The organism is Roseovarius ramblicola, from assembly GCF_042430665.1.
Lineage (GTDB): Bacteria > Pseudomonadota > Alphaproteobacteria > Rhodobacterales > Rhodobacteraceae > Roseovarius > Roseovarius ramblicola.
This window is the reverse complement of sequence record NZ_JBHMEC010000003.1, coordinates 1-13827: the sequence shown is the minus strand read 5'-3', so window position 1 is coordinate 13827 and position 13827 is coordinate 1. Positions and strand designations below refer to the sequence as shown.

Below are 13827 nucleotides of genomic sequence, written 5' to 3'. Positions count from 1 at the left end.
CGGACCGGACGACCGGGATCAGCCGCGGGCGAAGGTGACGATGGCGGCGGTGAGGCAATCGAGGCTGTCGGTATTCTGTCGGTATTGCGTCGGTAACGCGTCGGTCATCAGCGACAGTTCCGTGCAGGCCACCAGCAGGTGATCGGCCCCCTCTGCCAGTAGGATTTCGGCCTCGGCGCGCAGGCGGGGGCGGAGCGTGTCGAGCGCCTCGCCCGCCTTGACTGCGCGGATGACCGAGAGGAGCGCCGTGTCGTCCGGCAGAAAGACGGGCGTGAGGCCATGCGCGGCGAAGGGTGCGTCGAACACGCCCGCGCGCCGGGTGGCGGGCGAGGCGAGCATGCCGATGTGCCGCGCCCCGGCACCCGCCAGATGCGTCGCGGTCAGGTCGAGCATGTCGAGAAACGGCAGGTCCGTCGCCGCGCGCACCGCCGGGGCGTAGTGATGCGCGGTGTTGCACGGCATGGCGAGCGCCTGCGCGCCGCCGGCCGCGAGGTCGCGGGCCATGCGCGCGAGCGTCGGGCCGGGGTCCTCTCCGGTGCCCTCGATCAGCGCCTTGATACGGCTGGGCACCTGCGGGTTCTGGTGCACGAGGAGCGGCACATGATCGGCATCGTCGCGCGCGGGCACGGCGGCCATGACCCTCTGCATCAGCAGGATGGTGGCCTCTGGCCCCATCCCGCCGAGAATGCCCACGGTTTTCATCGGTCGCTCTACCCCGTCGAGGTGAGGGCACGGTCCTGTGTGCCCATGCGGATATCGGCGCTGCGCGCGTGTCCCTCCATCCCCTCGGCCCGGCTGAGCCGTGCGGTCACCCCGGCGAGATCGCCGAGCGCCGGGCGTTCGACCCTTTGCCAGGTGACGGTCTTGAGGAACTTGTGCACCGACAGCCCCCCCGTGTAGCGCGCCGCCCCGGAGGTGGGCAAGACATGGTTGGGCCCCGCCGCCTTGTCGCCGAAGGCGACGGTGGTGCGCTCGCCCAGGAAGAGCGAGCCATAGGCCGACAGACGGTCCAGCCACCAGTCGAGATCGCGGGCCTGTACGTGCAGGTGCTCGGGCGCGCGGGCATCGGCATGGGCGGCCATCTCCTCGGCGGTGTCGCACAGCACCACCTCGCCCAGATCGCGCCAGGCGGCGGTGGCGGCGGTGCGGTTGGGCTCGGGCAGGGTGGCGATGAGGGCGGGGACCCGCGCCATCACCGCCCCGGCCAGCGCGCGCGAGGTGGTGGCGAGCCATACCGGCGAGGTGGTGCCGTGCTCGGCCTGACCCACGAGATCGGCGGCGACGGTGTCGGGATCGGCGCTCGCGTCGGCCAGCACGAGGCTGTCGGTGGGGCCGGCGAACATGTCGATGCCCACCGGGCCGAAAAGCTGGCGCTTGGACTCGGCCACGTAGGCGTTGCCGGGGCCGACGAGGATATCGGCCTGCGGCGCGCCGAACAGGCCAAAGGCCATCGCTGCCACCCCCTGCACCCCGCCGAGGCACAGGATGCGCGTGGCCCCGGCGAGGCTCATCGTGTGCACGAGCGCGTCTGGGATGCCGCCGGGGCCGGAGGGCGGCGAGCAGGCGGTGATGTCGGCGACCCCGGCCTCGCGCGCGGTGGCGATGGACATCAGCGCCGAGGCGATGTGGCTGTAGCGCCCGCCGGGCACGTAACAGCCCGCCGCGCGCACCGGTATCTGTTTCTGCCCGGCGATCAGGCCGGGGCGCAGCGCGATCTCCATGTCCTGCGCGGTGGCGCGCTGGGCGGCGGCAAAGCGCGAGATATTGTCATGCGCCCAGGCGATATCGTCGCGCAGCGCCTGCGGCACGCGGGCCGAGGCCGCCGCGATCTGCTCTGCCGGGAGCGTCACCGGTCCGTCCCAGCCGTCGAGGTCGCGGGCGTATTCCAGTGCCACCTGCGCGCCGCCCGCGCGCAGCCGCGCCAGCATGACCTGCACCGTGTCGGCGATGTCGGCACCGGCCTGCGGTGGCTCTGTGCGGGCGGTCTTGAGATATGTCAGCGGCATGATGCGGGTCTCCTTCCCCTCATGGAATGGGGTTGGGCGCCGCGCCGGGCAAGCGGTTTGCCGGGGGTGTGAGGGCGTTTTTCCAGCACGCGAAAGCCTGTTTCGGACTTTCCGAAGGGCTGTGCGGCTCAGAGCCGGGCGGCGAGGCCGCGCGCGCAGGTCTCGATCAGGTCGAGCACGCCGTCGAAATCGCGGGTGTAATAGGGGTCGGGGATGTGATCGGCGCACGTCTCGGGGGCGTAATCGGTGAGCCGCGCGACCGGCGTGGCGCAGCCCGCGGGCCGCAGCGCCTCGATGGCGGTCACGTTCTTTGCGTCCATTGCGACGATCAGGTCGAAGCGGTCGAAATCCACCGCCTCGAATTGCCGTGCGCGCAGGTCCGACAGGTCGAGCCCGCGTGCCCGTGCCGCGTGCTGCATCGGGTCGTAGGGGGCCTCGCCGATGTGCCAGCCGCCGGTGCCCGCGCTGTCGGTCTGCGCGTCGGGAACGAGCGCGCGGAACACCCCCTCGGCGGCGGGCGAGCGGCAGATATTGCCGAGACAGACGAAGAGGATGCGGCTGGTCATGGGGCCTCCGATACGGCATGAATAGACCGGGAGGCCGCGATGGAAAAGATCGTCATTCTCACCGGTGCGGGGATTTCCGCCGAAAGCGGGCTGGGGACGTTTCGCGATGCGGGCGGCATATGGGCCGAGCACCGCATCGAGGATGTGGCCACGCCAGAGGCGTTCGCCCGCGACCCGGACCGGGTGCACCGCTTTTACAACGCGCGGCGTGCGCAGGCCGCAGAGGCGCGCCCCAATGCCGCGCACCTGGCGCTGGCCCGGTTGCAGGCGGCGCATCCCGGCGAGGTGGTGATCGTCACGCAGAACGTGGACGCCCTGCACGAGGCGGCGGGCAGCCCGGGCGTGATCCACATGCACGGACAGCTTGCGCGCGCGCTCTGTGCTGCCTGCGGCCACCGGTGGGACGCATCCCCGGAGATGTCCGCCGCCGATGCCTGCCCCTCCTGCGGCGTGCGCGCCTGCCGCCCCGACGTGGTCTGGTTCGGCGAGATGCCCTATCGGATGGAGGAGATCCTTGACCATCTGGCCGGGGCGGACCTGTTTGCCGCGGTGGGGACGTCGGGGCATGTGTATCCGGCGGCGGGCTTTGCGTCGGAGGCGGCGGCATCGGGGGCGCATTGCGTCGAGATCAATCTCGAGGCATCGGCGGTGGCCGCGGATTTCGACGAGGCGCGGCAGGGGCCTGCGTCAGTCGTGGTGCCGCCCTGGGTGGCGGAGATCCTGGCCGGGTAGGGGCTGTCCGGCGTGTTGCGGGCGTTGGGCCGCCTCACTCCCCCACAGGCGCGCCGCCCGCGCGGCACATCGCCTTGAGCGCCGCGGCGTGGTCGGGGTCGGCGGCGAGGCTGTCGGCGGCGAGGCCCCGCGCCGCCTGCATCAGGTCGTCGCGCGGCACCGCCCGGTCAAAGAGGCCCCAGGCCAGCGCCTCGTCGGTGCCGATCCGCGCGCCCGCGAGCAGGATCATCCTGGCCCGCGCGGGGCCGATGAGCGCGGCGAGCCGCGCCGGGTCGCTGGGTTGCGGGCGAAAGCCGAGGCGCATCACCGGGTAGAACGCGCCCGCGCCCTGCGCCGCGACGCGCAGGTCGCAGGCCAGCACCATCCCCATCGCGCCGCCCGCCACGGTGCCGTTCAGCGCCGCCACGGTGAGGCATGGCAGTGCCGCGATCGCGCCCGAGAGCCGCTCCCACAGCGGGCTTGTCGCGAGGCCTGCGCGCGCGGCGTCGAGGTCGGCCCCGGCGGAGAATACCTTGCCCGACCCGGTGAGGATCAGCGCCCGGGCGTCGCCATGCGCGGCCTCGGCGATATCGGCCAGTTCGCTCAGCATCTCTGCGGTCAGTGCGTTGGCCTTGTCGGGGCGGTCGAGGGTGACGGTCCAGAGCCCGTCCTCGCGCGTCAGTCCGATCATGCCAGTCCCGCCCGGCGGCGGATATCCGGGTCGCGCAGCGAAATTTCCTGCCCGGCGAAGTCGCCCGCCTCCGGCCCGCACATCCACAGAAGCGCCTTTGCCGGCCAGTCGGCGGGGATATGCTCGGACCAGTCGAGCGCGGCCACCGGGTTCACGCCGCTTGCCTTGATCTCGCGCTGCATGTCGGTGGCGACGGTGCCGGGCGACAGGCCCATCACCCGCACGCCCGCGCCGCGCGCCTCCAGATCGGCGCTGCGGGTGAGCATCGCCGCCCCCGCCTTGGACGCGCAATAGGCGCTCCAGCCTTCGAGCGCGTTATGCGCGGCACCGGAACTGACGGTGATGATCGTGCCTTCGCCGCGTGCCATCATCCCCGGCAGCGCCGTGCGCATGCCGTTGAACACGCCCTTGAGGTTGATGTCGATGGCGTGGCCCCAGGCGTCGGGATCGGCCTCGGCCAGCATCGAGATGGGCGCGACCACGCCGGCGTTGTTGATCAGCACGTCAAGCTGTCCGAAGGCGGTGTGGCAGGCCTCGACCGCGGCCTCCATCTCCCAGTAGCGGCTCACGTCGCAGGGGATGGCGATGGCGCTCGGCCCGATCTCGCCCGCCAGTTCGGCGATGGCGTCACCGTTGCGCGCCACCAGCGCCACGTTGGCCCCCGCCGCGGCAAAGACCCGCGCCGCTGCCGCGCCGATGCCCTTGCTCGCGCCGGTGATGAGAACGCATTTTCCGGTCATGCTCATGTCTGCCCCCGCTTTGGTCTCCTGTCGGGTTCTATCCGGCGTGGCGCGCGAATTCCAGACGGATCGTGGCTTGACCCCGGGGGTGGCAGCGCCGACATTGCCGCGGACCGCTCTTTCGAAAGGGATTTGACCATGCCTTGCCTGCGCGCCGCCCCGCTGCTCTTTCTCGGCCTTTTCGCCGGTCCCGCCCTTGCCGACCTGACCGCCGCGGATGTCTGGCAGGACTGGCAGGGGCAGATTTCGCACTACGGCTACGAGATCACCGGCACGCCGCAAGAGGGCGGCGACCGGATCGTGATCCCGGATCTCGGACTGACGCAGGACCTGCCGGATGACGGCGGGCGCATCGATATGCGGATGGGCCGGATCGAGCTCCGCGAGACGGGCGATGGCACGGTCGAGGTGATCTATCCGCCGACCATGCCGATGGCCGTTGCCATCACGCCCGACGATGACGAGCCGCTGACCGCGGTCCTGACGCTGAGCCACGAAGATCTGTCGATCACCGCTTCCGGCACCCCTGAGGAGATCGACTACGAGTATGCCGCGCGGTCCGCGCGCGTCGGGATCGGAGAGGTGACCATTGGCGGTGCCCCGGTCGAGAGCCTGACCGGCGCGTTGAGTTTTGAGGATCTTGAGGGCACCAGCACCATGCGGATGGTGGAGGGCGCGCGCCGCATCGCGCAGAGCCTGTCCTCCGGGCCGGTCAGCTATATGTTCAACGTGGTGGATGACGAGACGGGTTCGGTTCTCGATGTCGCGGGCGATGCGCGGACCATGCGCCACGAGTCCCGGGTGCGATTGCCCGAGGGGGTTGACCTGTCGGACATGGCGGCGGCGCTCGATGCGGGATTTCGCGTCGACTCCGATCTCGTCCTTGGCACCGGGACGGGACGTTTCGAGTTCGCCGGGGACGGCGAGAGGATTGCCGGAAACGCGCAGGGCGAGCGGGTCAGCATCAACGGCTCGCTGTCCCGCGACGGGCTGATCTACGAGAGCGAGACGGAGGGGCTGGCCGTCACCACCGAGACGGACATGTTCCCGATGCCGTTGAGTTATGCCATCGAACGCGCCTTTGCGCGGCTCGATCTGCCGGTGTCAAAGGGCGAGGCGCTTCAGGATTTCGGCCTGTCGGTCGATTTCGCCGGGCTCGACCTGCCCGAGGCGCTGTGGTCGCTGATCGACCCCGAGGCCACGCTGCCGCGCGACCCGGCGCATCTCGCGGTCGATCTGACCGGCACGGCGCGGCTGACGACGAACATCTTCGACGAGGCCGAGATTGCGGCGCTTGAGGAAAGCGGCGAGAGTCCCGGCGATCTCGACAGCCTGGCGCTCGAAAAGCTGGCGTTCTCGGTGGCGGGGGCGCGGCTCACCGGCGAGGGCGCGATCGAGATTGGCAAGGCCGAGGGGCTCGACATGCCGCCGGCGGAAGGCACCGTCGATCTGCGGCTCGAGGGCGGCGAGGGGCTGTTGCAGAAGCTGGTGGATATCGGCCTCGTGCCCGAGGATCAGGCGATGACCGCGCGGATGATGGCCTCGATGTTCGCCAACGCGGTCGAGGGCGAGGACACGCTGACCTCGCGCATCGAGATCGAGAAGGACGGCACCGTGACGGTCAACGGCCAGCGGATGCGCTGAGAGCTTGCACCGGGGGACGCGGCGATCTACCTCCCGCGGGACCGTGAGGAGGGACCATGCCCGAGACGCTCGATGATCTGACCCATGCGCTGCTCGATGCCGCGCGCAAGGCCGGTGCCGGGGCCGCCGATACCATCGCCATGCGCGGCCAATCGGTGATCGTGGACATGCGCGGCGGCACGCTGGAGCAGGCCGAGCGCGCCGAGGGCACCGATATCGGGCTGCGCGTGCTGGTCGGGCGGCGGCAGGCTGTCGTCTCGGCCTCCGACACAAGGCCCGAAACCATCGCCGCGCTGGCGGAGCGTGCCGTGGCCATGGCGCGCGAGGCCCCCGAGGATCCGTATGCCGGGCTGGCGGACGCGTCGCAATTGTCCGACCGGCGCGATGCCGCCGGGCTCGAGCTCTGCGATCCGGCCCCCGCCCCCGCGCCCGAGACGCTGATGCGCATGGCGCAAGAGGCCGAGGCGGCGGCGCTGGGCGTTGACGGGATCAGTCAGGTGCAGTCGGCCTCGGCGGCATGGTCGCGCCGCGAGGTGCACATCGCCGCGAGCAACGGCTTTTCCGGCGGCTATGCGCGCGGCGACACGGGCCTGTCCTGCGTGGCCATCGCCGGGACCGGCTCGGGGATGGAGCGCGACCATGACGGCGATTCCCGCGTGTTTGCCGCCGACCTGCGCGGCGCACAAGAGATCGGGCACACCGCGGGCGCGCGCGCGGCCGAGCGGATCGGCGCGCGCCGGCCGCCCACCGGGGCCTGGCCGGTGCTCTTCGACGAGCGGGTGGCGGCCACGCTGATCGGCCATCTGCTGGCCGCGGCCAATGGCGCGGCGGTGGCGCGGGGATCGTCGTGGCTGCGCGACCGCCTCGGTGCGCCGGTGCTGCCCGATGGGCTTGACCTGCGCGAGGATCCGCACCGCCCGCGCGTGTCCGGCTCGCGGCTGTTCGATGCCGAAGGGCTGCCGACCGCGCCGCGCGCGATCGTCGGGGGCGGCGTGCTGCGCGGCTACGCGCTCGACCTCGCCTCTGCGCGCAAGCTGGGGATGGCACCCACGGCCAACGCGGCGCGCGGTGTGTCGGGCACGCCGTCGCCCGCGATGTGGAACGTCGCGCTCACGCAGGGCGACCGGAGCCGCGCCGACCTGCTGCGCGAGATGGGCACCGGGCTTCTGGTCACCTCGCTGATCGGCTCGACCGTCAACCCCAATACCGGCGACTACTCGCGCGGGGCGGCCGGGTTCTGGGTCGAGGGGGGCGAGATCGCCTGGCCGGTCAACGAATGCACCATCGCCGGGAGCCTTCCTGACATGCTGCGCCGGATCACGCCGGCCAATGATGCGCGCACGCATCTGAGCCGGGTGGTGCCGTCGCTCCTGGTCGAGGGGCTGACGCTTGCCGGCGCATGACCTCGACCTGTTGATCGACGCGGCGCGCGAGGCGGGGGCGCTGGCGCGCGATCTGGTGACACGTCCGCTCGACACGGTGGAAAAGCCCGGCGGTGCCGGGCCGGTGACGGCGGTGGACCTCGCGGTGGACGCCTGCCTCGCCGCGCGGCTGCGCGGCGCGCGGCCCCAATATGGCTGGCTGTCGGAAGAGACCGAGGACGATGCCGCGCGGCTGGCCGCCGAACGGGTGTTCATTGTCGATCCCATCGACGGCACGCGCAGCCTGATCGAGGGCTCGGGCCTCTGGGCGCACGCGCTGGCGGTGGCCGAGCGTGGCGTGGTGACGGCGGCGGTGATCTTCCTGCCGATGCGCGACAAGCTCTACGCCGCCGCCGCCGGGCAGGGGGCGACGCTCAACGGCGTGCCGATTCGCGCCGGCGCACGCCACGCGCTGCCGGGGGCCACGCTGCTGGCGGCCAGCCCCGCGCTCGACCCCGCGCATTGGCGCGACGGGCGGGTACCGACGCTGCGCCGCGGGTTTCGGCCGTCGCTCGCCTACCGGCTCGCGCTGGTCGCCGAGGGGCGGTATGACGCGATGCTGACGCTGCGCCCGACCTGGGAATGGGACGCGGCGGCGGGCGACCTGATCCTGCGCGAGGCCGGGGCGGCGACCTCCGACCGGCGCGGCGGCGCGCTCGTGTTCAACAACCCGGTGCCGCAGGTCGCCGGGATCGCCGCCGCCAACCGCGCGCTTCACGCCGGGCTCATCGCCGCGCTCGCGCGCTGAGCGCGCTTGTCATTTCACCTTGGGCCAAATACTCCGGGGGTGCGGGGGCTGGCCCCCGCGTTTCCGCCACCTTTCGGTTCCGCGATGCCCCGTTCCGACAATCTCACCGGCGCGCTCCTGATGATGGGGTCGATGGCGGCGTTCACCTTCAACGACGCGATGATCAAGTCGCTGTCGGGGCAGATATCGCTGTTTCAGGTGATGTTCCTGCGCGGGGTGCTGACGACGGCGATGGTGGCGGTGATCGCCTGGCGGACCGGGGCGCTGCGCCGGCGCCTGCCGCGCGTCGATCGGTGGCCGGTGTTCTGGCGGATGGTGGGCGAGGTGGGCTCGGCCTATTTCTTTGTCACCGCGCTGTTTCACATGCCGATCGCCAATATCAGCGCGATCATGCAGGCGCTGCCGCTGACCATCACGCTCGCGGCCGCGCTGTTCCTTGGCGAGCCGGTGGGCTGGAAGCGCATGTCGGCGATCGTCGCGGGGTTCGTCGGTGTGATGCTGATCGTGCGCCCGGGCACCGAGGGGTTCACCGTCTACTCGGTCTACGGTCTCGCGGCGGTGGCGATGGTCACGCTGCGCGATCTGGCCACCCGCAGGCTGTCGCGCGATGTGCCCTCGATGCAGGTGACGCTCATCACCTCGGCCTGCATCATGGTTTTCTTCGGTCTGGCGACCGTGCCGCAGGGCTGGGCCCCGGTAGACGGGCGCGCCGCCCTGCTGATTGGCGGGGCGGCGGTGATGATCATCGGCGGGTACCTGTTTTCCATCATGGTGATGCGGGTGGGCGAGATATCGTTCGTCGCGCCGTTCCGCTACACGAGCCTCATCTGGGCGCTGATCCTCGGATGGGTGGTGTTCGGCGACTGGCCGCAGATGATCACGCTCGTTGGCGCCGGGATCGTGGTGGCCTCGGGGGTGTTCACCCTCTACCGCGAGGCGCGGATCAGCCGGCGGGCGCGGGCCGCGCGGCAAAAAGAGCTTTCACTCGGTCCTCGTCCACGTTGAACCGCTTTTGAAACAGCGCGCGCCGCGCCTCGTCGAGCGGGCTGAGCGCGGGCGGGTGCTGGGCCGCGCCGGTGTCGTTGTCGTCGTGCAGCGCGCGCAGGTACATCTCGGGCCCCGGATTGATCAGCGTCGGCATCTCGTGGTGCAGCTTGTGGTGGCCGTAATTCATCACCGTTTTCGCATCATCGGGGCGGAACAGCACGGCGAGGCCGCAGGCCCAGAAATGCGTCTGCACCGCCTCGGCCTCGATCCCCCGCTCCGACAGGCGCACGGCATAGCCGCGATTGTACTCGAACGCGACGTTGCGCCATGCCCGCCGCATCCGCCTTGTGTTGCGCTCGAACCAGCGCAGGCTCTGGACGAATCCCACCGACACCGCGTCGTCATCGTCGAGCCGGAACTGGATCGATCCGGTGTCGTCCTCGCCCAATGCCTGCTTGATGGCGAGGCGCATGGCGTCGCGGTGGCGCATCGGCGGCATCGGCACGATCTGTATCTGCGGCACATCGGCGGCAAGATCGCGCAGGCGCGACCGCCACGGCTCGGGCAGGGTCTCGCCGGTGACCACGAGAAAGGTGAAATCGCCATTGGTCTGCGCCGCGATGGAGGGCAGGGTCAGGCTCTCGAAATGCGCGAAGCGCAGCGCCATCCGGTCGTCGCCGTAGAGATACGCCTCGCGCTCGGCCACCGAACCGTGCATCCGCTTGAACCCGCCGAGGGCAGGATAGGAGAAGCGGCACAGTCCGATGACGCGCATGGCGCGGGCCTCGCGGGTGGTCTCGGGTGGTTCGAGTCTTGGCATCCCGAGCCGCTGTTGACAAGCACGGCGACTCTGCCTATACGCCGCTCAATCCACAGGCGCGGGGCGCATCGCCCTGCCGTCTGTTCCATAACTTGAGTGGTCATGATCCGGGCGAATGCGCCCCGATCCTCTGGAAGCCCGCCGCGTCGCACCGGATGAAAAGGTGCGGATGCGGTGTATGCGTGTTGCGGACGCGCAGCGCGTAACCGATGAACCGCAGGGGCGTGCCCTTGCAGACACATGTGTTGAGAGACGGGGAAAGAACCGGAATGCCAACGATCCAGCAGCTGATCCGCAAGCCGCGGCAGCCGAAAGTCAGAGCCACGAAATCGCAGCACCTTCAGGGCTGCCCGCAGAAACGCGGCGTGTGCACGCGCGTCTATACCACGACGCCGAAGAAGCCGAACTCGGCCATGCGCAAGGTCGCCAAGGTGCGCCTGACCAACGGCTTCGAGGTGATCAGCTACATCCCCGGCGAGAAGCACAACCTTCAGGAACACTCGGTCGTCCTGATCCGCGGCGGCCGCGTCAAGGACCTTCCCGGCGTGCGCTACCACATCCTGCGCGGTGTGCTCGATACGCAGGGCGTCAAGGACCGCAAGCAGCGCCGCTCGAAATACGGGGCGAAGCGCCCCAAGTGACGCCGGTCGGCGTCATCCCCGCGAAGGCGGGGATCTCACTGGTTTGAGGTCCGAGGGCTGCGCCCGAGGATGACAAGAGGAAAGAGAAGCAAATGTCCCGTCGTCACGCCGCCGAAAAGCGCGATATCCTGCCCGACGCCAAGTATGGCGACCGGGTGCTGACCAAGTTCATGAACAACCTGATGGTGGACGGCAAGAAATCCGCCGCGGAAAAGATCGTCTACAACGCGCTGGAGCGTGTCGAGGGCAAGATCAAGCGCGCCCCCGTCGAGGTGTTTCACGAGGCGCTCGACAACATCAAGCCGTCGGTCGAGGTCCGCTCTCGCCGCGTCGGCGGTGCCACCTACCAAGTGCCCGTCGAGGTCCGCACCGAGCGCCGCGAGGCGCTGGCGATCCGCTGGCTGATCAACGCGTCGCGCGCCCGCAACGAAAAGACGATGGAAGAGCGTCTCGCGGGCGAATTGCTCGATGCCGTTCAGAGCCGCGGCTCGGCCGTCAAGAAGCGCGAAGACACCCACAAGATGGCCGACGCCAACAAGGCGTTCAGCCACTACCGCTGGTAACCCGAGAGGCATTCTCCGATGGCACGCGATTATACGCTGGAATACTACCGCAACTTCGGGATCATGGCCCATATCGATGCAGGCAAGACCACCTGCACCGAGCGGATCCTGTTCTACACCGGCAAGTCCCACAAGCTGGGCGAGGTGCATGACGGCGCCGCGACGATGGACTGGATGGAGCAGGAGCAGGAGCGTGGCATCACGATCACGAGCGCCGCGACCACCACGTTCTGGGAAAAGACCTATACCGGCACCGAGCCGGCCAGCTCGAAGCACCGCCTGAACATCATCGACACCCCCGGTCACGTCGATTTCACCATCGAGGTGGAGCGCTCGCTCGCCGTGCTCGACGGCGCGATCTGCCTGCTCGACGGCAATGCCGGTGTCGAGCCGCAGACCGAGACCGTCTGGCGCCAGGCCGACCGCTACAAGGTGCCGCGCATCGTGTTCGTCAACAAGATGGACAAGATCGGCGCCGACTACATCAACTGCGTCAACATGATCAAGGCGCGCACCGGTGCGACGCCGCTGCCCGTGAACCTGCCGATCGGGGCCGAGGACAAGCTCGAGGGCATCATCGACCTCATCACCATGGAGGAGTGGACCTGGCGCGGCGAGGATCTCGGCGCGAGCTGGACCCGTCAGCCGGTGCGCGATGAGCTCAAGGACATGGCCGAAGAGTGGCGCGCCACGATGATCGAGACTGCGGTCGAGCAGGACGACGACGTGATGGAGGCCTATCTCGAAGGCGAGGAGCCCGATATCGAGACCCTGCGCCGCCTGATCCGCAAGGGCACGCTGGCGCTCGATTTCGTGCCCGTGCTCGGCGGGTCGGCGTTCAAGAACAAGGGTGTGCAGCCGCTGCTGAACGCGGTGGTGGATTTCCTGCCCTCGCCGCTCGACGTGCCGGATTACATGGGCTTCTCGCCCGATGACGAGACCGAGACCCGCAACATCGCCCGCAAGGCCGACGATGCCGAGCCGTTCTCGGCGCTGGCCTTCAAGATCATGAACGACCCGTTCGTCGGCTCGCTCACCTTCACGCGCATCTATTCGGGCACGATGAAGAAGGGCGACGCGATCCTCAATTCGACCAAGGGCAGGAAAGAGCGCGTCGGCCGGATGATGATGATGCACTCCAACGACCGCTCCGAGATCGACGAGGCGTTCGCCGGCGACATCATCGCGCTGGCCGGGCTCAAGGAGACCACCACCGGCGACACGCTGTGCGATCCCGCCAAGCCGCTGGTGCTGGAAACCATGACCTTCCCCGATCCGGTGATCGAGATCGCGGTCGAGCCCAAGACCAAGGGCGACCAGGAGAAGATGTCGGCCGGCCTCGCGCGGCTCGCCGCCGAGGACCCGTCCTTCCGCGTCGAGACCGATCTCGAATCGGGCCAGACCATCATGAAGGGGATGGGCGAACTGCACCTCGACATCCTCGTCGACCGGCTCAAGCGCGAGTTCAAGGTGGACGCCAATATCGGCGCGCCGCAGGTGGCCTATCGCGAGACAATCAGCCACAAGATCGAGCACACCTACACCCACAAGAAACAGTCGGGTGGTTCGGGGCAGTTCGCCGAGGTCAAGCTCGAGATCGCGCCGACCGAGCCGGGAGAGGGCTTCAGCTTCGAGAGCCGCATCGTCGGCGGCGCGGTGCCCAAGGAATACATCCCCGGCGTCGAAAAGGGTATCCGGTCGGTCATGGACAGCGGTCCGCTCGCCGGCTTTCCGGTGATCGACTTCAAGGTCGCGCTCGTTGACGGCAAGTTCCACGATGTGGACAGTTCGGTCATGGCGTTCGAGATTGCCGGCCGCATGGGGATGCGCGAGGGTCTGCGCAAGGCCGGGGCCAAGCTGCTGGAGCCGGTCATGAAGGTCGAGGTGGTCACGCCGGAAGAGTATACCGGCTCGATCATCGGCGATCTCACGTCGCGGCGCGGGCAGGTCTCGGGGCAGGACACCCGCGGCAACGCCATCGCGATCAACGCCAACGTGCCGCTCGCCAACATGTTCGGCTACATCAACACGCTGCGCTCGATGTCCTCGGGCCGCGCCCAGTTCACCATGCAGTTCTCGCATTACGATCCGGTGCCGGCGAATATCTCCGAGGAAATCCAGTCGAAATACGCATGAACCCGGGTGGCGGGGTAAACCCCGCCCTACCCAAACCGTAGGGTGGGCAAGGGCCCACCATCCGAAAGACAAAAAGGAGCCAAGACGATGGCGAAGGAAAAGTTTGACCGTTCGAAGCCGCATGTGAACATCGGGACGGTTGGTCACGTTGAC

The 13827-nt window shown here is 69.2% G+C and carries 14 protein-coding genes; 8 read left to right on the top strand and 6 right to left on the bottom strand.

Annotation, left to right across the window (positions count from 1 at the left end):
* Positions 1-18: 18 nt before the first annotated feature.
* From cuyB to ACFFU4_RS01635, 3 genes are all read right to left on the bottom strand, one after another.
* Positions 19-702, bottom strand: a complete 684-nt coding sequence (gene cuyB, locus ACFFU4_RS01645; protein WP_377066386.1) for a cysteate racemase — start codon at positions 700-702, stop codon at positions 19-21.
* A gap of 8 nt (positions 703-710) precedes the next feature.
* Positions 711-2006, bottom strand: a complete 1296-nt coding sequence (gene hisD, locus ACFFU4_RS01640; RefSeq protein ID WP_377066384.1) for a histidinol dehydrogenase — start codon at positions 2004-2006, stop codon at positions 711-713.
* 128 nt (positions 2007-2134) lie between these two features.
* Positions 2135-2572 carry a low molecular weight protein-tyrosine-phosphatase gene (locus ACFFU4_RS01635; protein WP_377066382.1) on the bottom strand — a complete coding sequence of 146 codons (438 nt, stop codon included), beginning with the start codon at positions 2570-2572 and terminating at the stop codon, positions 2135-2137.
* A 39-nt stretch (positions 2573-2611) separates the two neighbouring features.
* Here ACFFU4_RS01635 and ACFFU4_RS01630 point away from each other — a divergent pair, with 39 nt between their 5' ends.
* On the top strand, positions 2612-3304 hold the full coding sequence (locus ACFFU4_RS01630; RefSeq protein WP_377066380.1) for an NAD-dependent deacylase: 693 nt from the start codon (positions 2612-2614) through the stop codon (positions 3302-3304).
* Positions 3305-3338: 34 nt separating this feature from the next.
* Here the strand turns inward: ACFFU4_RS01630 and ACFFU4_RS01625 are convergent, their stop codons facing one another.
* Positions 3339-3974, bottom strand: coding sequence for an enoyl-CoA hydratase/isomerase family protein (locus ACFFU4_RS01625; RefSeq protein ID WP_377066378.1), 636 nt, complete (start codon positions 3972-3974; stop codon positions 3339-3341).
* Positions 3971-4720, bottom strand: coding sequence for an SDR family oxidoreductase (locus tag ACFFU4_RS01620; protein WP_377066376.1), 750 nt, complete (start codon positions 4718-4720; stop codon positions 3971-3973). Before ACFFU4_RS01620 ends, ACFFU4_RS01625 begins: the two co-directional genes overlap by 4 nt.
* A 132-nt stretch (positions 4721-4852) precedes the next feature.
* Between ACFFU4_RS01620 and ACFFU4_RS01615 the strand changes: the two genes are divergently transcribed.
* The 4 genes from ACFFU4_RS01615 (at position 4853) to ACFFU4_RS01600 (ending at position 9532) form a co-directional block, all read left to right on the top strand.
* Positions 4853-6358, top strand: a complete 1506-nt coding sequence (locus ACFFU4_RS01615) for a DUF2125 domain-containing protein (RefSeq protein ID WP_377066374.1) — start codon at positions 4853-4855, stop codon at positions 6356-6358.
* Between the two features lie 56 nt (positions 6359-6414).
* Positions 6415-7761 (top strand): TldD/PmbA family protein, encoded by a 1347-nt coding sequence (locus ACFFU4_RS01610; RefSeq protein ID WP_377066372.1) that lies wholly within the window; start codon positions 6415-6417, stop codon positions 7759-7761.
* Positions 7748-8527, top strand: coding sequence for an inositol monophosphatase family protein (locus tag ACFFU4_RS01605; protein WP_377066370.1), 780 nt, complete (start codon positions 7748-7750; stop codon positions 8525-8527). The genes ACFFU4_RS01610 and ACFFU4_RS01605 overlap by 14 nt, the downstream gene beginning before the upstream one ends.
* Before the next feature lie 84 nt (positions 8528-8611).
* A complete protein-coding gene (locus tag ACFFU4_RS01600) occupies positions 8612-9532 on the top strand; it encodes a DMT family transporter (protein ID WP_377066368.1) in 921 nt (306 codons plus the stop codon).
* Here ACFFU4_RS01600 and ACFFU4_RS01595 read toward each other — a convergent pair.
* Entirely contained in the window at positions 9471-10334 is an 864-nt protein-coding gene (locus tag ACFFU4_RS01595; protein ID WP_377066366.1) for a glycosyltransferase, read from the bottom strand. The two genes, ACFFU4_RS01600 and ACFFU4_RS01595, sit on opposite strands and share 62 nt — an antisense overlap.
* A gap of 269 nt (positions 10335-10603) precedes the next feature.
* Here ACFFU4_RS01595 and rpsL point away from each other — a divergent pair, with 269 nt between their 5' ends.
* From rpsL to fusA, 3 genes are all read left to right on the top strand, one after another.
* Complete coding sequence (gene rpsL / locus ACFFU4_RS01590; protein ID WP_104018583.1) at positions 10604-10975, top strand: 30S ribosomal protein S12; 372 nt, start codon at positions 10604-10606, stop codon at positions 10973-10975.
* 92 nt (positions 10976-11067) lie between these two features.
* Positions 11068-11538: a 30S ribosomal protein S7 gene (gene rpsG, locus ACFFU4_RS01585; RefSeq protein ID WP_377066363.1), complete on the top strand. Its 471-nt coding sequence runs from the start codon at positions 11068-11070 to the stop codon at positions 11536-11538.
* Positions 11539-11556: 18 nt separating this feature from the next.
* Complete coding sequence (gene fusA, locus ACFFU4_RS01580) at positions 11557-13674, top strand: elongation factor G (protein WP_377066361.1); 2118 nt, start codon at positions 11557-11559, stop codon at positions 13672-13674.
* The last annotated feature ends 153 nt before the right edge of the window (positions 13675-13827 follow it).